The sequence below is a fragment of the Streptomyces sp. NPDC057253 genome, from assembly GCF_042669125.1.
Classification (GTDB): domain Bacteria; phylum Actinomycetota; class Actinomycetes; order Streptomycetales; family Streptomycetaceae; genus Streptomyces.
In genome coordinates, this window is record NZ_JBHUXV010000003.1 from 150,202 (window position 1) to 174,802 (window position 24,601).

Annotated in this window: 26 protein-coding genes and 1 pseudogene; 22 read left to right on the forward strand and 5 right to left on the reverse strand. The window is 71.4% G+C overall.

Annotated elements, in window-relative coordinates; all coding sequences use genetic code 11:
• The first annotated feature begins 224 nt into the window (after positions 1–224).
• Positions 225–2,174 (forward strand): HEAT repeat domain-containing protein, encoded by a 1,950-nt coding sequence (locus ACFULQ_RS02775; RefSeq protein WP_383537170.1) that lies wholly within the window; start codon positions 225–227, stop codon positions 2,172–2,174.
• Complete coding sequence (locus ACFULQ_RS02780; RefSeq protein ID WP_383537172.1) at positions 2,143–2,676, forward strand: HEAT repeat domain-containing protein; 534 nt, start codon at positions 2,143–2,145, stop codon at positions 2,674–2,676. The genes ACFULQ_RS02775 and ACFULQ_RS02780 overlap by 32 nt, the downstream gene beginning before the upstream one ends.
• Positions 2,677–2,767: 91 nt before the next feature.
• On the opposite strand, the pseudogene ACFULQ_RS02785 reads toward ACFULQ_RS02780, so the two are convergent.
• A pseudogene (locus ACFULQ_RS02785) lies at positions 2,768–3,023 on the reverse strand (IS701 family transposase); the annotation flags it as partial.
• Positions 3,024–3,087: 64 nt separating this feature from the next.
• On the opposite strand from ACFULQ_RS02785, the gene ACFULQ_RS02790 reads away from it, so the two are divergent.
• From ACFULQ_RS02790 to ACFULQ_RS02815, 6 genes are all read left to right on the forward strand, one after another.
• The gene (locus ACFULQ_RS02790) at positions 3,088–3,819 is read left to right on the forward strand and encodes a M48 family metalloprotease (protein ID WP_383537175.1); all 732 of its coding nucleotides are present in this window, start codon (positions 3,088–3,090) and stop codon (positions 3,817–3,819) included.
• 133 nt (positions 3,820–3,952) lie between these two features.
• Positions 3,953–4,744, forward strand: a complete 792-nt coding sequence (locus ACFULQ_RS02795; protein ID WP_383537178.1) for a hypothetical protein — start codon at positions 3,953–3,955, stop codon at positions 4,742–4,744.
• 208 nt (positions 4,745–4,952) lie between these two features.
• Positions 4,953–5,891 carry an ABC transporter ATP-binding protein gene (locus ACFULQ_RS02800; RefSeq protein ID WP_383537180.1) on the forward strand — a complete coding sequence of 313 codons (939 nt, stop codon included), beginning with the start codon at positions 4,953–4,955 and terminating at the stop codon, positions 5,889–5,891.
• A complete protein-coding gene (locus ACFULQ_RS02805; protein WP_383537183.1) occupies positions 5,888–6,727 on the forward strand; it encodes an ABC transporter permease in 840 nt (279 codons plus the stop codon). The genes ACFULQ_RS02800 and ACFULQ_RS02805 overlap by 4 nt, the downstream gene beginning before the upstream one ends.
• 27 nt (positions 6,728–6,754) lie before the next feature.
• Positions 6,755–8,041, forward strand: coding sequence for a sensor histidine kinase (locus ACFULQ_RS02810; RefSeq protein ID WP_383537185.1), 1,287 nt, complete (start codon positions 6,755–6,757; stop codon positions 8,039–8,041).
• Complete coding sequence (locus ACFULQ_RS02815) at positions 8,038–8,706, forward strand: response regulator (RefSeq protein ID WP_383537188.1); 669 nt, start codon at positions 8,038–8,040, stop codon at positions 8,704–8,706. The genes ACFULQ_RS02810 and ACFULQ_RS02815 overlap by 4 nt, the downstream gene beginning before the upstream one ends.
• A 218-nt stretch (positions 8,707–8,924) precedes the next feature.
• Here ACFULQ_RS02815 and ACFULQ_RS02820 read toward each other — a convergent pair whose 3' ends face one another.
• Positions 8,925–9,566: a helix-turn-helix domain-containing protein gene (locus ACFULQ_RS02820; protein WP_383537191.1), complete on the reverse strand. Its 642-nt coding sequence runs from the start codon at positions 9,564–9,566 to the stop codon at positions 8,925–8,927.
• A gap of 139 nt (positions 9,567–9,705) precedes the next feature.
• On the opposite strand from ACFULQ_RS02820, the gene ACFULQ_RS02825 reads away from it, so the two are divergent.
• From ACFULQ_RS02825 to ACFULQ_RS02880, 12 genes are all read left to right on the forward strand, one after another.
• Positions 9,706–10,242 (forward strand): flavin reductase family protein, encoded by a 537-nt coding sequence (locus tag ACFULQ_RS02825; RefSeq protein WP_383537193.1) that lies wholly within the window; start codon positions 9,706–9,708, stop codon positions 10,240–10,242.
• Entirely contained in the window at positions 10,239–11,123 is an 885-nt protein-coding gene (locus ACFULQ_RS02830; RefSeq protein ID WP_383537195.1) for an MBL fold metallo-hydrolase, read from the forward strand. Before ACFULQ_RS02825 ends, ACFULQ_RS02830 begins: the two co-directional genes overlap by 4 nt.
• 1 nt (position 11,124) lies before the next feature.
• Complete coding sequence (locus ACFULQ_RS02835) at positions 11,125–12,330, forward strand: amidohydrolase family protein (protein WP_383537198.1); 1,206 nt, start codon at positions 11,125–11,127, stop codon at positions 12,328–12,330.
• Positions 12,331–12,451: 121 nt separating this feature from the next.
• On the forward strand, positions 12,452–13,210 hold the full coding sequence (locus ACFULQ_RS02840; RefSeq protein WP_383537201.1) for an ABC transporter ATP-binding protein: 759 nt from the start codon (positions 12,452–12,454) through the stop codon (positions 13,208–13,210).
• On the forward strand, positions 13,207–14,082 hold the full coding sequence (locus tag ACFULQ_RS02845) for an ABC transporter permease (protein WP_383537204.1): 876 nt from the start codon (positions 13,207–13,209) through the stop codon (positions 14,080–14,082). Before ACFULQ_RS02840 ends, ACFULQ_RS02845 begins: the two co-directional genes overlap by 4 nt.
• A 45-nt stretch (positions 14,083–14,127) precedes the next feature.
• Positions 14,128–15,300: a hypothetical protein gene (locus ACFULQ_RS02850; RefSeq protein WP_383537207.1), complete on the forward strand. Its 1,173-nt coding sequence runs from the start codon at positions 14,128–14,130 to the stop codon at positions 15,298–15,300.
• Positions 15,300–16,685, forward strand: a complete 1,386-nt coding sequence (locus ACFULQ_RS02855; RefSeq protein ID WP_383537210.1) for an FAD-binding oxidoreductase — start codon at positions 15,300–15,302, stop codon at positions 16,683–16,685. The genes ACFULQ_RS02850 and ACFULQ_RS02855 overlap by 1 nt, the downstream gene beginning before the upstream one ends.
• Positions 16,682–17,467 carry a creatininase family protein gene (locus ACFULQ_RS02860; RefSeq protein ID WP_383537213.1) on the forward strand — a complete coding sequence of 262 codons (786 nt, stop codon included), beginning with the start codon at positions 16,682–16,684 and terminating at the stop codon, positions 17,465–17,467. The genes ACFULQ_RS02855 and ACFULQ_RS02860 overlap by 4 nt, the downstream gene beginning before the upstream one ends.
• 11 nt (positions 17,468–17,478) lie before the next feature.
• Complete coding sequence (locus ACFULQ_RS02865) at positions 17,479–17,910, forward strand: cupin domain-containing protein (protein WP_383537214.1); 432 nt, start codon at positions 17,479–17,481, stop codon at positions 17,908–17,910.
• A 2-nt stretch (positions 17,911–17,912) separates the two neighbouring features.
• Entirely contained in the window at positions 17,913–19,442 is a 1,530-nt protein-coding gene (locus ACFULQ_RS02870) for an amidase (RefSeq protein WP_383537217.1), read from the forward strand.
• Entirely contained in the window at positions 19,435–20,211 is a 777-nt protein-coding gene (locus tag ACFULQ_RS02875; RefSeq protein WP_383537219.1) for a cysteine hydrolase family protein, read from the forward strand. Before ACFULQ_RS02870 ends, ACFULQ_RS02875 begins: the two co-directional genes overlap by 8 nt.
• The gene (locus ACFULQ_RS02880; protein WP_383537222.1) at positions 20,208–21,314 is read left to right on the forward strand and encodes an acetamidase/formamidase family protein; all 1,107 of its coding nucleotides are present in this window, start codon (positions 20,208–20,210) and stop codon (positions 21,312–21,314) included. The genes ACFULQ_RS02875 and ACFULQ_RS02880 overlap by 4 nt, the downstream gene beginning before the upstream one ends.
• On the opposite strand, the gene ACFULQ_RS02885 is transcribed toward ACFULQ_RS02880, so the two are convergent.
• Both ACFULQ_RS02885 and ACFULQ_RS02890 read right to left on the reverse strand, forming a co-directional pair.
• Positions 21,287–21,673: a fic family toxin-antitoxin system, toxin component gene (locus tag ACFULQ_RS02885; protein ID WP_383537225.1), complete on the reverse strand. Its 387-nt coding sequence runs from the start codon at positions 21,671–21,673 to the stop codon at positions 21,287–21,289. The two genes, ACFULQ_RS02880 and ACFULQ_RS02885, sit on opposite strands and share 28 nt — an antisense overlap.
• Complete coding sequence (locus tag ACFULQ_RS02890) at positions 21,670–21,978, reverse strand: DUF1778 domain-containing protein (protein ID WP_383537228.1); 309 nt, start codon at positions 21,976–21,978, stop codon at positions 21,670–21,672. The genes ACFULQ_RS02885 and ACFULQ_RS02890 overlap by 4 nt, the downstream gene beginning before the upstream one ends.
• A 140-nt stretch (positions 21,979–22,118) precedes the next feature.
• On the opposite strand from ACFULQ_RS02890, the gene ACFULQ_RS02895 reads away from it, so the two are divergent.
• Positions 22,119–22,472 (forward strand): hypothetical protein, encoded by a 354-nt coding sequence (locus tag ACFULQ_RS02895; protein WP_383537230.1) that lies wholly within the window; start codon positions 22,119–22,121, stop codon positions 22,470–22,472.
• A 197-nt stretch (positions 22,473–22,669) separates the two neighbouring features.
• Here the strand turns inward: ACFULQ_RS02895 and ACFULQ_RS02900 are convergent, their stop codons facing one another.
• Positions 22,670–23,503, reverse strand: a complete 834-nt coding sequence (locus tag ACFULQ_RS02900; protein WP_383537233.1) for an SDR family oxidoreductase — start codon at positions 23,501–23,503, stop codon at positions 22,670–22,672.
• A gap of 147 nt (positions 23,504–23,650) precedes the next feature.
• Between ACFULQ_RS02900 and ACFULQ_RS02905 the strand changes: the two genes are divergently transcribed.
• Positions 23,651–24,541, forward strand: coding sequence for a helix-turn-helix domain-containing protein (locus ACFULQ_RS02905; RefSeq protein WP_383537234.1), 891 nt, complete (start codon positions 23,651–23,653; stop codon positions 24,539–24,541).
• The last annotated feature ends 60 nt before the right edge of the window (positions 24,542–24,601 follow it).

The following is a 24,601-nucleotide window of genomic DNA, read 5'->3' on the forward strand; positions in this document are numbered from 1 at the left end:
ACCGCGACAGGGTGCGCCGGTTCCAGATCGTTGGGTCGGCGAGGGCCCGATCGCGCTACCGCACTGGTTCCGCCGCCTGCGCATCCGCTGGGAACGCCGCGATGACATCCGCCAAGCCTTCATCACCCTCAGCGGCACCGTGGTCCGCTGACGACGACTCAAGACCTGATCCTGATCGAGTCGTTAGGACGTCACGACCTGACAACCATGTCATATCCTCAACCATGCTCGATGACCCTCACGATTTGCTGTCACTGCGTCAACGCGCCACCACCCACCCGGATTGGACCGTGCGGCGGGCGGCGATGGAGGCGATCGTGGCGGGTTGGGCCCAGGACCCTGACACGCTGCCGTGGCTGCGTGAACGCGCTGCTGACGACCACTGGGGCGTGCGGCGGGCGGCGATGGCCGCGATCGCGGGCGGTTGGGCCGATGACCCCGGCACGTTGCCGCTCCTGCGCGAACATGCCGCCACCGATTCCAGCGGGGCATCGCGCGAGGCGGCCGTGGAGGCGATCGTGGCCGGCTGGGCCGACCACCCCGGCACGCTGCCGCTCCTGCGCGAACGCGCCACCATCGACGATGATGACGACGTGCGGCGGACCGCGGTGAAGGCGATCGCGGCCGGCTGGGCCGATGACCCCGGCACGCTGCCGCTCCTGCGCGAACGCGCCACGACCGACAAGGACATCCTCCCGCGCTTGGTTGCGGTGTTGGCGGTCGTGGCGGGTTGGGCCGATGACCCCGGCACGCTGCCGTGGCTGCGCGAGCGTGCCGCCAGCGATGAGAGCGAGAGCGTGCGTGAGGAGGCGGTGTTGGCGGTCGTGGCGGGTTGGGCCGATGACCCCGACACGCTGCCGTGGCTGCGCGAGCGTGCCGCCATCGACGAGAGCGGGAGCGTGCGGGAGGTGGCGGTGAAGGCGGTCGTGGCCGGTTGGGCCGATGACCCAGGCACGCTGCCGCTCCTGCGTGAACGCGCCACCGTCGACGACGATGAAGACGTGCGGCAAGCCGCCGTACTGGCCGTCGGGGCCGTCGGGGCCATCGGGGCCGACGACCCCGACGATCTGCCGTGGGTACTGCGCGAACGCGCGACCACCGACCCTGACCGGGACGTGCGGGAGGAAGCGGTGCGGGCGATCGCGGCCGGCTGGGCCGACCACCCAGGCACGCTGCCGCTCCTGCGCGAACGCGCCACCATCGACCACCATGCCGTGCGGGAGGCGGCGGTGTTGGCGGTCGTGGCGGGTTGGGCCGATGACCCGGGCACGCTGCCGTTGCTGCGCGAACGCGCCACCACCGACGACTACCATGCCGTGCGGCGGGCGGCGGTGTTGGCGGTCGCGGACGGTTGGGCCGATGACCCCGGCACGCCGCCGTTGCTGCGCGAACGCGCCACTGTCGACCCCCACCATGGCGTGCGGCGGGCCGCCGTGTGGGCCGTCGCGGCCGGGACCCAGGACCCTCAGACCCTGGCGTTGCTGCGCGAACGCGCCACCACCGACCCAGAAGGAATCGTGCGGGAAGCGGCGGTGCGGGTCATCGCGGACGGTTGGGCCGATGACCCGGGCACGCTGCCGCTGCTGCGCCAACACGCCACCAATGACCCCAGCTCGGGCGTGCGGGAGGCGGCGCTGTCGGCGATTGTGACCGGTTGGGCCGATGACCCGGGCACGCTGCCGTTGCTGCGCGAACACGCCACCGCCGACGACGACGAATACGTGCGACGGTCCGCCATGCTGGCCGTCGCGGCCGGTTGGGCCGATGACCCCGACACCCTGCCCCTGCTGTGCGAACGCGTCGCCATCGACCCGGCCAGGGACGTGCGGCGGGCGGCGGTGAAGGCGATTGGGGCCGGTTGGGTCCAGGTCCCCGGCACGCTGGCGTTGCTGCGCGAACGCGCCACCACCGACCCCGACAGACACGTGCGGGAGGACGCGGTGCGGGCGATCGGGGCCGGTTGGGCCGGCGACCCCGGCACGCTGCCGTGGCTCCGCGAGCGCGCCACCGACGACGAGTGGGGCGTGCGGGAGGTGGCGGTGCGGGCGATCGGGGCCGGTTGGGCCGATGACTCCGGCACTCTGCCGTTTCTACAGGAACGCGCCACCAGCGACGACGACGAAAGACGTGCGGGAGGCCGCAGTGCAGGCGATCGTGGCCGGTTGGGCCGATGACCCGGGCACGCTGCCGTTGCTGCGCGAACGCGCCACCAGCGTCCCCGACCCGGATATGCGGGAGGCCGCGATGCGGGCGATCGCGGCCGGCTGGGCCGATGACCCGGGCACGCTGCCGTTGCTACGGGAACGCGCCACCACCGACCCTCACTGGACCGCGCTGTGGGCGGCTGTGCAGGTGATCGCGGCTGGCTGGGCCGATGATCCCGACACCCTGCTGTGGCTACGCGAGTGCGCCACCACCGACGACGCCGGGGCCGTGCGAGAGGCCGCGGTGCGGGCGATCGCGGCTGGCTGGGCCGATGACCCCGACACCCTGCCGTTGCTGCGCGAACGCGCCACCACCGACGACGAGTGGAGCGTGCGGGAGGCGGCCGTGCGCGCGATCGGGGCCGGTTGGGCCGATGACCCCGGCACCCTGCCGTTGCTGCGCGAGCGCGCCATCACCGACTCCCACGAAGACGTAAGGAAGTCCGCTGTAAAGGCGATGGCAGCCGACTAGCCGGACTCCGTCAGGTTGCTCTGGCTCTTGAGTTTGGGCTGGCGGTGGACGTTCTGGGCAGGGGGCAACGCATGGGCGGCGAGGTGCCGGCGGGCAGGCTGGACAGCCAGTAGTCGGCGGGTTGTTGGGCGTCCTTGGGCCGTCCGACCAGCAGGGTCACCTCGGGCAGGACGCCATCCCAGTGGCCGTGTTCGGCGATGGCGGCGGCCCGACCCAGACGGCGGGCCCGGACCCCAGCAGGCCGCCCCCGCAGCGCCAGAAAGCGCGAGCGCGTCGGCCCCACGGGAACCTTCCCGCCAGGTGACCTCGGCGAACGCCTGCCGTCCGTGGCCGACCACCGGCGCGGCCGCCGTGAAGCAGGCCCCCCTCCTCGTCCGGGCGCGGCCGCAGCGCGCCCGGCGGCCGGAGGGCATGGAGCTGGTCGTGGTCGGCGTCGTCGTCCTGATGGCCTGCGCGGTGCCCGGGTCACCGGGCCGGGTCGTCGTCTCCCGAGGAATCCTGCGCTCTCTCACCGACCGCGAGCGCGAGGCCCCCCTCGCGCACGAGCGGGGTCACCTGCGCTGCCGCGATCACCTCTTCCGGATCCCGTGGCGGCTCACGGCGGCCTTGAACCCGCTGCTGCGGCCGCTGGGCGTCGCGGGCGGCTTCGTCCTGGAACGCTGGGCCGACGAGGAGGCCGCGCAGCGCGTCGGTGACCGCAAGGTCGTCGCGCAGGCCGTCGGGCGCGCCGCGTCGGCATCGGCCGGTGCCTCATCGGCGTACGCGGCCACGGCGAGCGCACCGTCGGCCGGAGAACACCGGCACGAGCCCGACTTCTGCTTCGGGGACCAGGATCGCCGGGAACTGCAGGAGCACCGCCCCCAACGAGGCGGCCGGAACCTGTCGGCTACGCGTGTTCTGTGCGAGCGGTCCGCTTGGCGGCTCGGCGGAGCCGCCAGTGTCGGAGGCTCGACGAGAGGTTCGTTGATCAGGCGGCTCCGGTGGCCTCGTACTGCCGCAGCACGTCCGACATCGTGGGCACCGGCTTCGCCATCGGCCGCGAGCCCTGCGCCAACCGGCTCCCCGACCACCTGGACGCCGAAGCACAGGCAGGCACCCTCGAATTCCGACATGCTGCCAGTAGCACCGGCCGCATGCCGTTGACCAGCACTCCCGCCACGCCACTCAGGTTGTGTTCAGGCTCGGTAGAGCCTTGGACAACTTCCGTCCCGGAAGGGCCAAAACAATCGCAAAGGGGTCTGGGGCGACGGCTGTTGACCGTGTCATCGTGCCCGGCATGACGACAGATCACCTCACGCACGACCGACCCATGCGCCCCATGCGACACGCGGCGAGCAAGGTGCCGGAGGTGACCTTCTACTTCTGGATCATCAAGGTTCTGACGACCGGCATGGGGGAGACCGCCTCGGACTTCCTTGCCCATCTGCTCGGCCCCATCCCCGCTGTCGGCCTCGGAGGCCTCGCCCTGGTGGCCGCTCTGGCCGTGCAGTTCACGGTCCGGCGCTACGTCGCCTGGATCTACTGGACGGCGATCGTCATGGTCAGCGTGTTCGGCACGATGGCCGCCGATGTCCTGCACGTCGGCCTGGGCGTGCCGTACACGCTCTCGACGCCGTTCTTCATGGTCGCGCTGACCGCGGTCTTCCTGCTCTGGTACCGCAGCGAGGGCACCCTGTCGATCCACAGCATCCACACGCGGCGGCGCGAGACGTTCTACTGGGCGGCCGTGCTGGCCACGTTCGCGCTGGGCACCGCCGCGGGCGACCTCACCGCCACGATCGGGCTGGGCTACCTGGGGTCGGCCGTCCTGTACGCCGCCGCGATCGCCGTCCCGGCTGTCGCCCATCGCTGGGGGAGCCTGAACGCGGTGGCCGCGTTCTGGGCGGCATACGTCATCACCCGCCCGCTCGGCGCCTCCGTGGCGGACTGGATGGCCGTCGGCCAGAAACGGGGAGGGCTCGACCTGGGGCTGGGGCCGGTCACGCTGGCCTGGACGGTGGCGATCCTCGGGTTGGTGGGCTACCTGGCCGTGTCCCGCAAGGACGTGCAGCCCGGCGCGATGCCGTGATGCGCACCCCGGCGACCGGTGCGTCGTGGACGCCTGGATGAGCGGTGCGACTCGGGCGGGGCGACACCGCGGCCGGCCAGGTAGTACCGCGGTACGACGTGCACCAACCCGTTCAGCCCCCCGGTACCACGGAATCGGGCAGATCCGCTCTTAGCGTTGCCGGTGAGGCGTCGGAGGTGAGGGACGCCGTAGGCCGACAGGAGAGCGCATGATCGACTCACGGCAGTTGACCAAGAGGTACGGCGAGAAGACGGCTGTCGACGGGCTGGACTTCGTCGTGAAGCCGGGAACGGTGACCGGGTTTCTGGGGCCCAACGGCGCGGGGAAGTCCACGACGATGCGCATGATCGTCGGCCTCGACGCGCCGACGAGCGGCTCCGTCACCGTCAACGGACAGCACTACGCCCGCCACCAGGCACCGCTCCAGGAGGTCGGCGCCCTGCTGGAGGCGAAGTCGATCCATCCGGGCCGCTCGGCGTACAACCACCTCAGGGCCCTCGCGCTGACCCACGGCATTCCGGGCCGCCGGGTCGACGAGGTCATCGATCTCGCCGGCCTGGGCAGTGTGGCGAAGAAGCGGGCCGGCGCCTTCTCCCTCGGGATGGGCCAGCGGCTGGGCATCGCGGCCGCGCTGCTGGGCGATCCGCAGACGGTGATGCTGGACGAGCCGGTCAACGGGCTGGACCCGGAGGGCGTGCTCTGGATCCGCAACCTGCTCAAGGCGCTCGCCGACGAGGGCCGCACGGTGTTCGTGTCCTCGCATCTGATGAGCGAGATGGCCCTGGTGGCGGACCATCTGATCATCGTGGGGCGAGGGCGATTGCTGGCCGACACGACCGTGGGGGAGCTGATCCGCGAGGCGGGCGGCGACACGGTGAACGTCGTGACGCAGGACCCGGCACGCCTCCGGGACGTGCTGGCGGGTCCGGGCGTCGACGTCACGGGGCACGTCGGCTCCGAGGAACTGCAGGTGACCGGGCTGAGTGCCCGCCAGATCGGGCTGAAGGCGGCCGAACACGGGATCGCGCTGTTCGGGCTGAGCGCGCGGACGGTGTCGCTGGAGGAGGCCTTCATGGACCTGACCAGGGAGGCCGTGGAGTACCACGGTTCCACGACCGGCATCGAGACCCTCGGGAGGCCGGCATGAGCACCCTCACCGCGACCGCCGAAGAACCCCGCACCACCCCTGCCCGGCCCGCCTACCGGGTCACCGGACGGCGTGTGCTGGCCTCGGAGTGGGCCAAACTGTGGTCCCTGCGCTCGACCTGGATCACCCTGGGCCTCGGCTTGCTGTTCCTGGTGGCCTTCGGGTTGATCGCCGCGAGCCGGTACAAGTCGGGGATCGACTCCGGCCACATCGACCACGACTTCGCCGATTCGACGGCCGTGAGCCTGTCCCTGTTCGGCACCAACTTCGCCCAGCTGGCCCTCGGCGTGCTCGGTGTGCTGGTCATGGCGGGGGAGTACTCCACCGGCATGATCCGCTCGACGCTCGCGGCCGTGCCCCGCCGACTGCCGGTCCTGTGGTCCAAGGCGGTCGTGTTCGGGCTGGTCGCGCTGGTGGTGGGGACGCTGGGCGCGTTCGTCGCCTTCCTGCTGGGCAGCGGGATCGTCTCGGGCACCCCCGCGGCCATGGGCCTGACGGATGCGGGTGTCCTGCGGAGCCTTCTGGGTGCCGGGCTGTATCTCGGCCTGGTCGGGGTGATCGCCACCGCGCTGGGCGGGCTGCTGCGGTCGGTGGCCGGTGGGATCTCGGTGCTGGTGGCCACCCTGATGCTGATCCCGGGCCTGATCTCCCTGCTGCCGAGTTCCTGGCAGGACGACATCAGCCCCTACCTGCCGTCCAACGCGGGCCAGGCGATGTTCGCCCTCACGCACGACTCGACGACGCTGTCGCCGGGCGCCGGTCTGCTGGTCTTCCTCTGCTGGACGGCCCTGGCACTGGGCGGCGCGGCGTACCGGCTCGCGCGCCGCGACGTCTGACGGCCGCACCATGGACGAGTGACATCCGTGACCACCGATGAGCTCAACGGCATGGGACCGCTGGTCGCCCTGATCTCCAGGAGCGGCCAGCGGTTGCGGCGCGCCGATCGTGTACGTCCGTGGGTGCTGGACGGCGCGGTCGTCGTCCTCGTCTTCCTGATGTTCTGCCTGCCCGACCTGATCCACAGCGGCGTTGACGACGGTGACGGCCCGCGCCGGTTCCGCCTTGCCTTCACCCAGCTGCCCCTCGCGGGAATGCTGGTCGTGCAGGCCGGGCTGGTACTGCCCCTGTTGTGGCGGCGGCGCAGGCCGGCCGTGGCCTTCGGGGTGATCGCCGCGGTCTTCGTCCTCCAGTGGAGTCTGGGCGCGGCCCTGCGTGCGGACGTCGCTCTCTTCGTCGCCCTCTACAGCCTGGCCCTGCACGGGCGGCTACGGCAGCTGCCATGGGCCTGCGCGGTCCTGGCGGGAGCCATGGTCCTGGTCGCGGTCCGCGTGTCCTCGGCCGTGTCCGTCTGGGACGCACTGTTCTTCCTGCTCAGCACAGCGACCGCGGCCCTCACTCTCGGCCTGATGATCCGCATCCGGCGGGCCCAGCTCGCCGGACTGCGGGAGCGGGCCGCCCGGCTGGAGATCGAGCGCGACCAGCGCAGCAGGCTGGCCACGGCCACCGAACGCACCCGCGTCGCCCGCGAGATGCACGACATCGTCGGCCACAACCTGTCCGTCATCATCACGCTCGCCGACGCAGGCGCCTACGCCGGCGACATCGCACCCGAGCGGAGCAAGGAAGCCCTCCAGCTCATCGGCGACACCGGCCGCCAGGCCCTCGGCGAGCTGCGGCGCGTTCTCGGCGTACTGCGTGAGCCGGCGGGCTCCACGCCGACCGGGCCCGAACTCAGCCCGCAGCCGGGCATCGCGGACATCGACGCCCTGTGCGCCACGGTGCGCGCGGCCGGACTGGAGGTCGTCTACCGGACCTCCGGCGGCGTGGACTCCCTGGACGGCGGGGTGCAGCTGACGGCGTACCGCATCGTCCAGGAGGCCCTCACCAACACCCTGAAGCACGCCGACGCCGACACGCGGGTGCATCTGGCGATCGTGGCGGAGGGGACCCGGCTGACCATCCGGGTCCAGGACACCGGTCCGGGGGCACCGCCCGGCCCGTACGAGGAAGGACACGGCCTGGTGGGCATGCGGGAGAGAGCGGCGCTGTACGGCGGGACCGTCAGCGCGGGGCCGGCGGGCGGCGGAGGCTGGAGCGTCGAGGCCGTCCTGGACCTCACCGACCCGATGCCCCAGGGAGGTGTCCGGTGACCACCGTGCTCGTCGTGGACGACCAGCCGCTGCAACGCTACGGCTTCCGCATCCTGCTGGACTCCGCACCCGAGACCGAGGTCGTGGGGGAGGCCGGCCACGGCGCGGAGGCCGTCCGCAAGACGGCCGAACTGCGGCCGGACGTCGTCCTGATGGACATTCGCATGCCCGGCATGGACGGCATCGAGGCCACCCGCCGCATCGTCGCGTCGGGCGAGCGGTCACGCGTCCTCGTGCTCACCACCTTCGACGTCGACGAGTACGTGCACGCCGCTCTGCGCGCCGGGGCCAGCGGCTTCCTCCTCAAGGACGCGCGTCCCGAGGAACTCCTCGCGGGTATCCGGGCCGTCGCCCTGGGCGACGCGGTGATCGCGCCCGCCCTGACCCGGCGCATCCTGGACGAGTTCGCACGCTACGTCCCCGCTCACCGCGCACAGGCTCCCGAGGACCCGAGGCTGAGTTCCCTCACCGAGCGCGAACGCGAGATCCTCGTCGCCGTCGGCAAGGGCTGGACCAACGGCGAGATCGCCTCCCGCTTCCACCTGTCCGAGTCCACGGTCAAGACCCACGTGGGCCGCGTCCTGGCCAAGATAGGGGCCCGCGACCGCATCCAGGCCGTGATCCTCACGTACGACCTCGGCCTGACCCGTCCCACCGTGGACTGAGCCGACGAGCGGCAGCAGAATCGGGCGCGAGCGGGATCTGCAGCGGGACTACGCGTGGGGCAACGTGCACTAGTCCTGCTGCGGCAACCCCCTCGAAGCCCGAGCCCTCCTCGACACCGTGATGCAGGCCCTGTCACCCCGAAGTGCCCGCGAACTTCGCAAGGTTGTCGGCCGGTCAGACGCCCTCTAGCCGCTCCACGCCGCCTAGTTCGGCACGCTCAACCGTGGTTGTCGGCCTCCCCCGGCGCGTTCTGCACGGTGAGCAGCCGGACTTGGGACCCGTCGCCGACGGCGCGCCAGCGGTGGGAGGTGCCGCCCGGGTAGGAGACGCTGTCGCCGGGGCCGAGCCGGTGCAGGCTGGACGCTCCGTCCGTCTGGAGTTCGATCTCGATCTCGCCGGCGATGACGTAGACGAACTCGTCACCAGGGTGGTCGTAGAAGTCGGCGAACACCTCCCCGACCCCGGTGTACTCCACGGGATGGAAGGAATAGGCGGGCGTGCCGAGCATCCGCGCGGTGCCCCCGGTGTTGCTCACCGGCAGCCCCGTGCCCGCGCGCACCAGGTGAACCCTGTCGGCCGCGTCGCCGGTGTGCGGGACCGCCGCCGTGGCCATGAGCGCCTGCTGGGTGGTGCCGAGGGCGCGGGCGATCCGGTGCAGGGAGGGCATGCTGGGCCGGGTCAGCCCGCGCTCCAACTGACTGAGGAACGGGTGGGAGAGGGCGGCGCGCTCGGCGAGCTGGACGAGGGTCAGGCCGCGTTCCTTGCGCAGTTTCCGGATCGCACCGCCGAGTTCGGCGCGCAGCAGCGCGTCCGTGTCCTCGGCGGTGGGAGGCGTGGTGTTGGCGGTTCGGGCCGGCATGGCAGGAATCCTAAACGCTGGAGTCGGGTGCGCCGCCGGGGTGAAAGGGGCGCCGGCCGAGGGTTTTACGCCGGTGAAACACGAGGGTCCTACGCTAAATGTTGATGGTATGAACATTCCTCGCTTCCAGGGAGCCCTCATGGCCGCGGCCATACCCGACCGTTCCGTCGTCTCCCCGCCCGACTCCGCCTTCCTCGACGCCATGGCGGCCCTGGCCGGAGGCGTCTGTGTCATCACCGCGCTGACCAGGGAGGGAAGTCCGGTCGGCTTCACGAGCACCGCCGTCATGAGTGTGAGCCGGCAACCACAGCTGCTCGCCATCGGTGTCGGCACCGGCGTCCGTTCACTGCCCGCGTTGCTCGACGGCCGCAGGTTCGCCCTGAACATCCTGCATTCCGGCGGCGAGCACGTCTCCCGGCGCTTCGCCGACCGCACCGTGGACCGGTTCGCGGGCCTCGAGTGGTCGGCCGAGGAGGGGAGCGGGCTGCCGATGCTGCTCGCGCACAGCTCGTACACGGTGCTCTGCAGCGTCGTACGCGACCTCCGGGCCGGCGACCACCATCTGCTCGTCGCGGCCGTCGACGACGTGGTCACCGGGACGGTTGTCACCGGCACGGGCGGACCGACCGCGCTCGTGCACCACGACCGCCGGTACCACGCGCTCGGTGCCGCGTGAGCCGCCCCGGCTGGTTCCAGGTGGCCGAGACGGGCCCGGGAGCCTTCGTCATCGCCGAGCCCGGCCACGTCAACAGCTACCTGGTGCTCGGCGACGAGCTGGCCCTCCTCTACGACACGGGCATGGGCATCGCCGACATCGGCGAGCAGGTCCGGCGGCTGACCCGGCTGCCGCTCCTCGTCGTCAACTCCCACCACCACTTCGACCACCGCGGCGGCAACGCCTCCCTGGCCGCCCAGGCCGAGGACATCGCCGTACACGCCGACGGAGCCGCGCTGCACACGGCGCCGGCCCCGCACGAGTGGCTTGAGGCGTACGCCCACATCGCGCACGACCTGCGCAAGCGGTACGAGGAGTTCCACGCCGTGGACACCGGCGGGTTCTTCCTGACCGACTCCCGCGTCGAGGTGCGGCCGGTCCCCGACCTGGCCGACTGGCGGATCGAGGCCGTACGACCCACCCGGCTGCTGCGAGAAGGGGACGTACTGGACCTGGGCGGCCGGAGCCTGGAGGTCCTGCATACCCCTGGGCACTCGCCGGACGGCATCTGTCTGTGGGAGCCGGACACCGGGCTGCTGCTGGCCGGGGACACCCTCATCAGTGGAACCTTCTTCGCCCACGTGCCCGGCGCCGACGTGAACGCCTTCGCGGGCTCCACGCGCCGTCTCGCCGAACTGCCCGTCACCACCGCGCTGCTCGGCCACAACCTGCGCCACCGGGAGTCGGCGGACTTCGTCGGCCGGGTCGCCGACGCCTTCGCGTCCGTACGGGACGGCCGGACCCTCCCGTACGCTGCGACCGACATGTTCGGCGCCGCCGTACGACGGCATGACTTCGACGGGTTCGCGGTGCTCACCGCGCCGCACGGAACGGACCACTGACATGCCACCACTGCTGTTGCGCGGCGCCCGGCTGCCCGCGGGTGGCGTCCGTGACGTCCTGCTCGACCCTGAGAGCGGGCTCGTCGCCCGGGTGGCGCCGGCCGGTCTGATGTCGTCCGTTCCGCACGAGCTCGACCTGACCGGTTACCTGCTCATGACCGCGGCCGCCGAACCGCACGCCCATCTGGACAAGGCCCTGACCTGGGACCGCGTGGGCGCACCGGTCGGGGACCTGCTCGGCGCCGTCGAGGTTTGGCGCGCCTACACCGTGCACGTCACCGAGGAGGACGTCTTCCGGCGGGCCGCGAAGACGGTCGACGATCTGTGCGCGAACGGCGTGACGGCGGTGAGGTCCCATGTGGACCTCCTGACCGCGGGCGGCGATCCGCTGCGTGGGCTGCGGGCCCTGCTCCGGCTGCGCAAGCAACTGAGGGGACGCGTACGGCTGCAGATCGCCGTGCTCCACGTCGACGCTCCGGAGGAGTTGCTGCACGAGGCCCTCGACCTTGGCGCGGACCTGCTGGGCGACTGCCCGCACCTGTCCGCCGACCCCGCCGCGTCCCTGGCGCGCACCCTGCGCATCGCCGCCGAACACCACGTCGGCGTCGACCTGCACGCCGACGAGACCCTCGACCCGGGCGCGGGCGACCTGCGCCTGCTCGCTCGCAGCGTGCGTGAGCGCGGCCTGGCAGCCGGTGTCACCGCGAGCCACTGCGTGAGTCTCGGCATGGTGGAACCGGACGAGGCGATGCGCACGGCCAAGGACGTCGCGGCGGCGGGGATCGGCGTGGTCGCCCTGCCGCTGACGAACCTCTACCTCCAGGGCCGCGGCCACCCGTCCGGTACACCGCGCGGGCTGACCGCCGTCCGGGCGCTGCTGGACGCGGGCGTCCAGGTCGCGGCCGGGGGCGACAACATCCGGGACCCCTTCAACCCCGTGGGCCGAGCCGACCCCCTGGAAACCGCGTCCCTGCTGGTCACGGCCGGTCACCTCACACCGGACGAGGCGCTGCACGCGGTCACGGCGGGGGCCCGCTCGGTACTCGGGCTGCCCGCGGCGGGGCCGTACGAGGGAGCCGTAGCCGATCTTCTCGCGGTGCGGGCGGACTCCGTGTCGGAGGCCCTCGGCGCGGCCGGCCCCGACCGGCTCGTCTTCGCCGGCGGACGCCTGGTCAGCCGCACGTCGGTGCGTCGAGAGTTCTTCTGACCCGGTCCCGTCGAGGAGCGACCCGGATCCCGAGGCGAACAGATACGGCCAGGACACTGGCTGGAAACAATCAATGTTCATGCTATCAACATTCCTGACTGTGGCACTGAAGGGAGCTGATGTGCCGACCACCGCCGAGAAGACGCTCGACGCGACGCTGCGATTCGAGGGCGTCGACAAGCACTTCACCAACGGGACCACCGCCCTCACCGGCGTCGAACTGCGCGTCGAGCCCGGCGAGTTCGTCGCCGTCGTCGGCCCCTCGGGCTGCGGCAAGTCCACCCTGCTCCGCCTCGCCTCCGGTCTGGACGCCGCCACCGCAGGCACGGTCCACGCCCCCGTCGACTCCGTCGGCTACGTCTTCCAGGACCCGACCCTGCTGCCCTGGCGCACGGTCCTGGCCAACGTCGAACTCCCCGCCGAACTCGCAGGGACGGCGAAGGCCGAACGCCGTGAACGAGCCCTGGAAGCCCTGCGGCTGGTCGGGCTGGAGGGCTTCGAGAAGCAGTTGCCCAGGCAGTTGTCCGGCGGCATGCGGATGCGCGTGTCCCTGGCCCGCGCCCTGATGACCCGGCCCTCCCTCTTCCTCCTCGACGAACCCTTCGGCGCCCTCGACGAGATGACCCGCCTGCGCATGCAGGAGGAACTCCAGCGCATCTACGCCGAGACCGGCTTCGCCGCCCTGTTCATCACCCACTCGGTGACCGAGGCCGTCTTCCTCGCGAGCCGGGTCGTGGTGATGTCGGCGCGGCCCGGCCGAGTCACCGCCTCCTTCGACGTCCCCTTCCCTCATCCCCGTCCGGCCGAGCTGCGCTACGACCCCGAGTTCGGCCGGATCGCCGGCGAGGTCTCGGCGGCTCTGCGAGGAGGATCCCAGTGAGCGCCGACATCACAGCCCGTGCCGACGTGGCCGTTCCCGCGGCGAACCCGCCGAAGACCGAGCCGACGACGACCGCACGGCGCCGCCGCCTGAGGCCCGCCGCACTGCTCACCCCGCTGGGATCCCTGGGTGCGGCCATCGGCATCTGGTACGCCGTGACCTATCTGCTGCTCAGCCCCGCCCGGCGCTTCCTCGTCCCGCCGCCCGACCAGGTCCTCACCGTCTCGTTCCTCGACTGGACCCATCTGCGGCCGATGCTCCAGGCGTTGTGGCTCACCGCCCAGGTCGCGCTCGTCGGCCTGCTCATCGCCTCCGCGCTGGGCGTGACGGTGGCGGTGCTGATGAGCAGGGCGCGCTGGCTGGAACGCTCGCTGTATCCGTACGCGGTGATCCTGCAGACCGTGCCGATCCTCGCGATCGTGCCGCTGATCGGCCTCTGGTTCGGCTTCGGCTTCACGAGCCGGGTGGTCGTCTGCGTCCTGATCGCCCTCTTCCCGATGATCGCCAACACCCTGTTCGGCATCCAGTCCGTCGACCGCACCCACCACGACCTGTTCACCCTCCAGCGCGCCGGCCGCTGGTCGCGCCTGCGCAAGCTGGAACTGCCGGCCGCGCTCCCGTCGATCTTCACCGGTCTGCGCACCTCCTCCGGCCTGTCCGTCATCGGCGCGATCGTCGGGGACATGTTCTTCAAGCAGGGCGAGCCCGGCATCGGCACCCTGCTCGACGTCTACCGCTCCCGGCTCCAGTCCGAGGACCTGTTCGCCGCGATCATCCTCGCCTCGCTGTTCGGCGTGGCGGTCTTCGCCCTCTTCACCCTCGTCGCCCGGCTCGCCGTCGGCTCCTGGCACGCCTCGGCCGACCGGCCGTAAACCCCCTCCTTCCTTCCCTCGCCCCGTCCCTCAGGGAGCTCAGCCATGCCCACATCCACCAGACGCGTCGCCGTCGCGGGCGTTTCCTCCGCAATCATCCTGGTATCCGCAACCGCCTGCGGCGGCGGTTCCACGGCCGCGACCGGCTCCGCCGACAAACTCCAGGCCGCCCCCGCCGCGCAGCGCCTGGCCGGCGTCTGCCCCAAGACGGTCGTCGTCCAGGTCGACTGGGAGCCGGAGGCCGAACACGGCCCGCTCTACCACCTCGTCGGCCCCGGCTACACCGTCGACAGCGACAAGAAGCGGGTCACCGGACCGCTGGTCATCGGAGGCAAGGACACCGGCGTCGACATCCAGATCCGGGCCGGCGGCTCCGCCATCGGCTACCAGAGCGTCCCCTCGCAGATGTACGTCGACAAGAGCATCACCCTCGGCACGGTCACCACCGACGTGGCCATCTCGGCGTCCGTCAAGCAGCCGGTCACGGCCGTCGCGGCACTGATGAAGAAGAGCCCGCAGGTCCTGATGTGGGACCCGGCCACCCACCCCGACTGGAAGACGATCGCCGACATCGGCAAGTCGAACGAAAAGGTCGTCTACGTCAACGGCAGCACCTACGCCGCGCTGCTGGTCTCCAAGGGCCTGGTCAAGAAGAGCCAGCTGGACGGGAGTTACGACGGCGCACCCGCCCGGTTCGTCGCCAGCCCCGGCATCGCGCAGCAGGGTTTCGCCACCGCAGAGCCGTACATCTACCAGCACGAGGTGGCGGCCTGGAAGAAGCCGATCAAGTACCAGCTGCTCTCCGACGTCGGCTTCAACGTCTACCCCGAGTCCCTGTCCGTCCGCAGCGGCGAACTGACCTCGCTCAGCCCTTGTCTGAAGAAACTCGTCCCCGTCCTCCAGCAGTCTGCGGCCGATTTCGCGGCCAAGCCCTCGGCGACCGTCAAGCTCATCAGTGACCTGGTCCAGCAGTACAACACCGGCTGGGTCTACTCCGAGGGCACCGGCACCTTCGCCGCGAAGCAGATGGTCAAGCTCGGCATCCTCGGCAACGAGGCCGACGGCAGCCTCGGCAGCTTCGACATGAAGCGCGTCGCCTCCGCCCTGAAGACCTTCAAGCCACTCGTCGAGCAGAGCGGCGCCAAGGTCAAGCCGGGCCTGACGGCCCGCGATCTGGCGACCGACGAGTTCATCGACCCCTCGATCGGACTGAAGTGATGACGACCGCGAACCTGACCGCACTCACCGAACTCGTCGCCGACGAAGGCGCGGCAGCCGCTTCGGATCCGACGCAGCGTCAAGCCACGCCCGGTATCGAGGAGTTCTGCGCCGAGGCCGCCGAACTCCTCGGCGCCGACGGGGTGATCCGCGACCCGGCCGCGCGCGAGAAGGCCTCCTGCGACTGGGCCCACATGTCGCCCATCCTGTCGGCCAGACTCCCCGCGGGCCACGCCGAGGTCGTCCTGCGCCCCACCGCGCACGAGCAGATCCCCGGCCTCCTCGCCCTGGCCCACCGCCACCGCATTCCCCTCACCCCTCGCGGCAAGGGCACCGGCAACTACGGTCAGGCGATTCCGCTGTCCGACGGCGCCGTGCTCGACCTCACCGGCTGCGGCCGGATCCTGGACGCGGGCGACGGCTGGATCCGGGCCGAGGCCGGGGCGAAGATGTCCGACCTGGAGGCCCACGCCCGCACGCTCGGCCAGGAGTTGTGGATGTTCCCCTCCACCTTCGGCACCACGCTCGGCGGCTTCCTCTCCGGCGGCAGCGGCGGCACCGGCTCCCTGGTGCACAAGACCAACAGCGACGGTTTCGTCACCGAGTTGACCGTCGCGCCCTGCACGGCCGACGCCACCCCCTTCACGGTCCGGGACGCGGACACCCTGCCCTACATCCACGCCTACGGCACCACCGGCATCCTCACCACCGCCACCGTGCGCCTTCAACCGGCCCGCACCTGGACGGGGTTGTTCGCCGCCTTCACCGACTGGCACTCCGCCACCGCCGCGCTCTCCGCACTCGTACACCTCGAACCGGCGCCGCGCCTGGCGTCGCTGGACGAGGCCCGGCTCGTGCGGGTCTACCAGCCCGACCCCGCCTTCGACCCCATGGCGCTGAGCCTGCGCGCGATCATCGAGGAGGACGCCGTCGACGCGGCACGGGCGATCGTCACGTCGTACGGCGGGACGGTCCGCGAGGTCCGGCCCGCACCGGACGGCCCCGCCCTGATCAGCTCCCTGTCCTTCAACCACCCCACCTACCACCTGATGAAAGCCGAGGACGGCTGGTTCCACCTGGAGATCGCCGGCGACGTCCTGCTCGGTGACACCACGGAGATCAAGCAGGTCTTCCCCGACACCGTGCTCCACCTGGAGGGCATGCGATCCGGCACCGTCGGCATGCTCATGGCCCGCTACCAGGACGAGACGACCGTCTACGACGGCATCGCCGCCCTTGGGGCGTTGGGCGTCGGCGTGCACAGCCCGCACAACTGGTACGTCGACCGCCGCCTCGACCTCGTCCGGGACCCCGCGCGCACCGCAGATCCGCTCGGCCTGCTCAACCCGGGCAAGATTCCCGCCGGTTCGGAGGACAGCGCATGACCTTCACCAGGTTCATCGACCTGAGCGGACCGGAGATCGCGGACTTCGGCGAGGACACCCTCGCGGTGCTGCCGGTCGGTGCGATCGAGCAGCACGGCCCCCATCTGCCCGTGGCCACCGACTACTACATGGCCGAGGCCGTCGCCGACGGCGCCGCACGCCTCGCGGGGGAGAGCTGCGACATCACGCTGCTGCCCGGACTCGCCTACACCAAGTCCGACGAACACGCCTGGTCCGCGGGCACGTTGTGGCTCACCGCCCGCACCCTGCTGTCCGTCCTCGACGACATCGGCCGCTCGCTGGCCGCGGGCCCCGTCCGCCGTCTCGCCTTCCTCAACGCCCACGGCGGCAACAGCGCCCTGCTCGGCGTCGCCCTGCGGGAACTGCGCACCCGGCACGGCCTGCGCACCTTCCTGCTGCACGCCTCGCTCCCCGCCGACCAGGGCGGCACCTCCCCGGCCAACGAACTCGGCATGGGCGTGCACGGCGGCATCAAGGAGACCGCCGCCATGCTCCACCTCCACCCCGACCTGGTCGACATGACACGGGCCCGCCGCAGCGTCCCCGAACACCTCACCGAGTACGAGCACATCGGCTTCGGCAAGCCGGTCTCCTTCGGCTGGACCAGCGACGACTTCGCCACCCCCGACGGGGTGATCGGCGACCCCACCGGGGCCACGCCCGAACTCGGCCGCAAACTCGTGGACTCCTCCGTCGCCGCGGCAGCCGCCGCCCTGCGCGAATGCGCCCGCTTCCGCCCCGACCGCCCGACCACCCGCTAGGGAAACCCGCCATGGCCAACCCCCCGCTGCACACCCCCCTGCGCGACATCACCGCCCACCACATCACCGCGGGCGACACCGTCAAGCTCGCCGTCCTCACCGGCCCCCGGGACGGCTCGCCCACCACGGTCGTCTTCGAAGTGTGGGAACCCGGTGGCGCCCAACCCCTCAACTGGCACCCGGAGTCGGTCGAGACGTTCCTCGTCCTCGCCGGCCACGGCCGTGCCGCCAGCGACAAACACGAGCGCGACCTCGCTCCGGGCGACGTCCTGGTGCTGCCCGCCGGCTCCAAGCACCGCATCGTCAACACCTCCGCCACCGAACGCCTCTACACGATCACCGTGATGTCCCCCGACGAGGGCTTCGCCGACCTCATCGAACGCGGACCCGCCGCCACGCTGGATGAGCAGGACCTCGCGGTGCTGCGCGCGGGAACATCGTGAGCATGGATGATCTCCTCGCCGCCTTCTGGGCGTACGAACGGGCCCTGATGGCCAACGACCTGTCGGGCCTGGACCACTGGTTCCTCGACACGCCGGACACCCTGCGCGCCGAAGGGGACTCCGTCGTCGTGGGCCACGCCGCCATCGCCGACTTCCGGCGCGGGCGAGGCGGGGCCCCGGCACGGGCCGTAGAACGAGTGCACGTCGTGCACCCGGCGCCGCGGGTCGCGGTCGTCACCGCAGAGACACGCCGGCAGGACGGCACGCGCGGGCTGCAGACCCAGATGTGGCAGCTCACCGACGCCGGGTGGCGGATCGCCGCCGCGCATGTCAGCGCCGCAGCCGCACCTCGGCCGGACGACCGCCCCGATCCGGCGGTGTGGCGGGTGGCCGGTCCGCTGGTCGAGTCGAGCGGCCAGGGCCCGCTGGCACACGTCCGCACCGCCGTGAAGGACCTGTTCGCGGTGGCGGGACAGCGCATCGGCGCGGGAAACCCGGCCTGGCTGGCCGAAGCCCGCACAGAAGAGGCGCACGCGGACGCCGTACGACGCCTGCTCGACGCGGGCGCCGAACTCACCGGCATCGCCCAGACCGACGAACTGGCCTTCAGCCTCGCCGGGACCAACGCGCACTACGGCGCCCCCGTGAACCCCGCCGCCCCCGGCCGGATCACCGGCGGCTCCAGCAGCGGCCCGGCCGCCGCCGTGGCCCGCGGCTGGGCCGACCTGGGGCTGGCCACCGACACCGCCGGCTCGATCCGCGTCCCCGCCTCCTACTGCGGCCTGTACGGCTGGCGGCCCACGCACGCGGCCACACCCACCGGCGGCCTGCTGGCACTCGCACCCTCCTTCGACACCGCCGGCCTCCTGGCCCGCGATCCCGACCTCCTCCTGCGCGCGGCCCGGACATTGCTGATCACCGATGAGCCCTGCGAGCCAGTGACGCAACTCCTCGTCGACGACGACCTGGTGGCTCTCGCCGAACCCGAGGTGCGGTCATCGTTCGAGGCGGCATGCCGAGCGTCGGCCCTGCCGGTGACCCGCGCGGCCACCGGGATCTCCGAGCACTTGGAGGGCTGGTTCGCCGCCTTCCGGACCGTGCAGGCGGCGGAGGCGTGGGAGGGACACGGTGCCTGGATCACCGCGCACCCGGACGCGCTCGCCCCGGACGTGGCGGCACGCTTCGACAACGGGCGCCGGGTCACCTCGGCCCAACGCGCCCAGGCGGAAGAGGAGTTGACGGAAGCGCGGAAGCTGCTGGACGCCGTAATCCCGCCCGGCACTGCCCTGTTGCTGCCCGCCGCGAGCGGCCCCGCCCCGCTCGCCGACGCGCCGCCCGCCGAAGTGGAGGCCGTGCGGGCCGCCACCCTGCACCTGACCTGCCTCGCCTCACTGGCCGGTCTCCCGGCGGTCGTCGCCCCGCTGCTGCGGGTGCGGTCCCTGCCCGTCGGACTGTGTGCGCTGGGCGCCCGCGGCACCGACCGTGCCCTGCTGGAGTTCATTGCCGAATGGAGGAGTCCCGCGCATGCCTGAGATTCACCGTCTCATAGGGCCCAACTCCCGCAACGCCTGGCGGGTGGACGGGGGACTGGGCGGGGGAGTGGTCACCCTGGCCCGCCCCCACCGCGCCCCGCACCCGGTGACCGTCGTGGCGTTGCCGCAGAGCGTGACCACCGACCTGGCGGCCACCGCGTTGATCGTGGTCGACATGCAGAACGACTTCTGCTCGCCCGACGGCTGGCTCGCCTCCATCGGCGTCGACGTGACCCCGGCCCGCGCCCCGATCCCCGTCATCGCCGGTCTGCTGCCGCTCCTGCGCGCCGTCGGCGTCCCCGTGATCTGGCTCAACTGGGGCAACCGCCCCGACCGGGCCAACCTCCCGCCCGGCGTCCTTCACGTCTACGACCCCGAGGGCACCGGCGGCGGCATCGGGGCCCCGCTGCCGGGTGGCCGGGTGCTGGAGCAGGGCAGTACCTCGGCCGCGATCGTCGAAGGGCTCGAACCGGCGGACGGCGACCTCCACGTCGCCAAGTACCGGATGAGCGGCTTCCAGGACACCGAACTGGACAGTGTGCTGCGCAATCTGCGCGTCGACACCGTGCTGTTCGCCGGCGTCAACGCCGACCAGTGCGTCCTGGCCACGCTCATGGACGCCGCGAACCTCGGCTACGACGTCCTCCTGCTGGAGGACGCGGCGGCCACCACCTCGCCCGCGTACTGCATGGACGCCACGCTCTACAACGTCCGCCAGTGCTTCGGCTTCACCCTCACCGCGCAAGCCCTCCAGGAGGCCCTGAAGTGAACCTCCTCCATCCCGGGCTGGGCCCGCTCGACGGCGACCACTACCTGCCCGCGGACCCCTCCCGGGTGCACTGGGGCCTGCTGCCCAACGCCACCGCCAAACCTGCGCTGACCGTCCGCACGGGTGACACCGTCACCTTCGACACCATCAGCCACGAGGGCATCCTGGAGGACCAGGGCCGAGACCCGGCCGCCTTCTTCGGCGAGTCCGGCATCTCCAAGGACCGCCTGCTGCACGACGCCGTGGAACTGGCGGCCTCCGCACGCGAGCACGACCCTTCCCTGCACGGCCCGCACGTCGTCACCGGACCCGTGGCGGTCCAGGGCGCACGACCGGGCGACGTTCTGGAGGTCGAGGTCCTGACCCTGCACCGTCGCGCGCCCTACGGCGTGATCAGCAACCGGCACGGCAAAGGAGCTCTCCCGGGCGAGTATCCGCTGACACCCCCGGGCGAGCCGTCGAGCCTGGTCGCGACCGTCGGCGAGGACGGCCGGGGACGGCTGCCCGTCGGCGACGGCCGCCAACTCGCCTTCCCGCTGCGGCCGTTCCTGGGGATCATGGGGGTGGCCCCGGCCACCGAGTCCCCGGTCCACTCCGTCCCACCCGGCCCGCACGGCGGCAACATCGACGTCCGCCACCTCGGCACCGGCGCCCGCCTCTTCCTGCCCGTCCAGGTCCCCGACGCCCTCTTCTACGTCGGCGACCCCCACTTCTCGCAGGGCGACGGCGAGGTCTCCCTGACCGCCTTCGAAGCGCCGTTGCGTGCCACCCTCCGCCTGACCGTCCACCGCGACGAGGCCACCCGCTCCCTGGCCGCCCGTCTGCGCGCCCCCTTCGCGGAGACCGCGACCGAGCACATCGTCCTCGGCCTCGACCACGACCTCGACGAGGCCCTGCGCAACGCGGTACGCGACGCCCTCACCCTGCTCACGGACCGGTTCGGCATCCCGGGCCCGGTGGGCCTGGCCTACCTCAGCGCGGCCGCCGACTTCCATGTCTCCCAGGTGGTGGACATCGTCAAGGGAGTGCATGGCCGGATCTCGAAGGCGGACATGACCACCAAGACACCGGACAATCAGGCAACGTTCCATGCACGCAGCTGACGGCCGATCAGGCCTACTCCCATCGCACCGGAAGCCGCGTCCCGCACCAGGGCGACCGCCTCTTTCGACGGATACTCCAGACGGCACCCGTTGAGGACGAGGTAGGCCTCCGTGCAGTGCCAGGCGAACGCCTCGTTGGAGTGCTCCAGACAGGGCAGCCGCACCAGCGTCTGCATCAGCGCCGCCGCCTTCAGATACAAGGATCCGTAGACGTTTCGCTCCATGGCCCGGGCATTGACCCGGGCGACAGCCGCGTACAGGGGACCGTAATCGTCCACCTGCGGATCGCCGGGCAGCAACTCGGCAGCATGCAGCAGGAAAGCCACCTCAAGAGGGCGCGACGGTTCGTGCTGTGTCACGCGGCGTGACCCTGCTCGTGCTGCTCCTCAAGATCATGCCGCGCGGCCCGCTCCGCAGTGCGGCGCTCCCCGTCGGGAACGGCCGCGTCGGCCGACTCGGCCGCTTCGGCGAAGGCGTCACCGCTACGGGCCATCGACGCCCTAAAGGCGTCGAGGAAGTGCGTCTCCACCGCGGTGGCCCGAGCGTAGGCAGCGGACAGGATGTACTCCTGCAGGCTGACCCCCTCCTGCCGCGCCGCGGCCTCGATCGCGGCTCGCTGGGCCGGATCGGGAAAGCGGAGGTTCATCGCTTTGGGCTGAGGCATGGTACCGATGGTATCGCCGGTACCATCGAGGCGGCCAGCCTGGAGCTGCTCGGGTCGCCGGCGTGCGTGACATCTGTCATCCCGATCGCTGGACGACGGACACTGGGGGAACGAATCCCTCCGCCCGTACTTTCGTGTCCATGACGAAGACCAGTGGCGAGGACCCGCACAAGACCGACATCAAGGTGAGCCTCATCGGCGGCCACCGCCTCAAGGGCGAGAACCTGCACGAGCGCACCCTCACCGCTTCCCTGATCGGCGGCGCGGACGTCGACCTCACCGACATCGACATCCCCGACGGCGCCGAACTGCGCATCACCAAACTGAGCCTGATCGGCGGCGTCAGCCTCAAGGTCCGCCCCGACGTCCACGTCGAGGTCCACGGCATCCGCCTGGGCGGCGTGAAGGACGACGGCCCAACTGAGCCCGGCGGCCCGACGGTCCGCATCGACGCGTGGGGCCTGATCGGCGGGGTGAGCGTCCGCCGCGGCTGAACGGGTCCGTCGCGGGCGGCGTCGAAGATGTCGGCGGTCTGAAGCCAGTTCTTCCACGCCGGGCCGCCCTAGGGCTACTGCTCGGCGATGTCGAGGCCCAGCCTCACCGACGACCGCGCCGGCCGGCGTGAGTGACAGCCTCCGGCGATACCCGCCCGACGAGCCCACTGGCCGTTTTCCCGGTTTCGCACCGAAGGTCAGTCGGTCCAGTCGGTGGAGGCGGCCGTCTGGGCCTGGGGCTCGATTTGGGCGAGGCGCTCGCGCAGGGCGGTGGTGATGAACCGATGAGAGTCGCTGCCGAGGACGAGCCGGAGGGGGGCTGGAGTCCGGGTGGTGCTCTCGATGATGCAGGCGGCCATCTTGGCGGGGTCGCCGAGCGAGGGGCGGCTGCGGTCGCCGGCTGCGCGGGTCATCGCGGCGGGGCTGTCGTCGTACGTCGGCATCGGGGCCGCGGTCCGGAGGCTGTCGTAGCGGAATTCGGTGCGGGCTCCTCCCGGCTCGACGATGGTGACCTCGATGCCGAACAGGGCGATCTCCTTGGAGAGGGATTCCATGAACCCTTCGATGCCCCATTTGCTGGCGTGGTAGAGCGAGGCGCCGGGGTGGGTGGCCTGACCGCCGTAAGTGGAGAGCTGGATGATCCGTCCACGGCCTTGTGCCCGGAGGTGGGGCAGGGCGGCGCGAGCGACTTGGATCGAACCGGTCAGGTTGGTGGCGAGGATGTGGTCGATCTGGTCGTCCGTGAGCTCCTCGGCTGCCCCGAACAGCCCGTAGCCGGCGTTGTTGACGACCACGTCGATGCGGCCCAGGTCGGCGAAGGCCCGGTCGACGACCGTGCGGATGCTCGGCGTGTCCGTGAGATCGAGCCGTGCGACCCACAGCCGCTTGCCGTACCTCGCGGTGAGATCGTCGACAGATCCCTCCTTACGGACGGTGCCGGCAACGCGATGGCCCGCGGCAAGGAGCTGCTCGGTCAGCGCGCGGCCGAAGCCGCTGTTGATGCCCGTGATGAACCAGGTGTCCTGCGACATGGTTTGTCATCCCTCTGTCAGATCTCAGGTGGTCGTCTCCAGGTTCCGCCGGGCGGGTGCGGGCAGGGAGATCCCCCGTGTCACTGGTAGTGACAGGGACAGCCACACAAATGTCGTCCCGGTATGCCGAGCGCCTACTGTGGCCGTATGGCAGCGACATCGGGAGAGGGAGGCAACGCCCTCGGCGCCTTCCTGCGCGCCCGGAGGGAGCTCGTTCGTCCGGAGGACGTCGGGATCCCCGCGCGCGGGCTTCGACGGGTGCCCGGTCTGCGGCGCGAGGAGGTCGCGATTCTGGCCGGCGTCAGCGCGCAGTACTACCTTCGGCTGGAGCAGGGCCGTGACCGTCACCCGTCGGTCCAGGTACTCGAGGCCCTGGCCGGTGTCCTTCAGCTCGACACCGAGTCCACCGCCTACCTCATGGAGCTGGCCCGGCCGCGTGTCCGACGCCGGGCGACGCGACGTACCGAGCGCGTGCCGACGGGGACGCTGATGCTGCTCGACACGCTCAACGTCCCCGCCTTCGTCGTCAACCGGTACCGCGACGTGCTGGCCGCGAACCCTCTGGCGGTGGCGCTCTCGCCGCTCATGGCGCCGGGCACGAACCGCCTGATCGCCCTGTTCACCGACCCGCAGGCGGCGGACTACCACCCCGACTGGGAGCAGAACACCGCCGGCGTCGTCGCCCAGCTGCGCGCCGAGGTCGGCACCGACACCGACGACGAGCGTTTTCAGGCGCTCGTCGGGGAGCTCTCGCTCAAGAGCGAGCGGTTCCGCCGGCTGTGGGCACGGCACGAGGTGCGTCGCGGGGGCAGCGACGCCGGGGTGATCCGCCACCCTCAGGTCGGCGACCTCTGCCTGCGGCGGGAGAAGTATGCCGTCGTCGGCACCGACGGGCTCTTGATGGTGGTCCATCACGCGGAACCGGGCACTGTTTCGGCGCAGCGGCTGGCGCTGCTCGCCTCGTGGGCAGCCTCCGAGCATCGGCCTCAGGAGACAGCGGAGCGGCCTCGGGACCACAAAGACGCAACGCAGCGGTGACGACCGAGGCCGATCCGCAGGCCGACGCATCAGCGGGCCTCCGCATCAACGCCCTCTGCC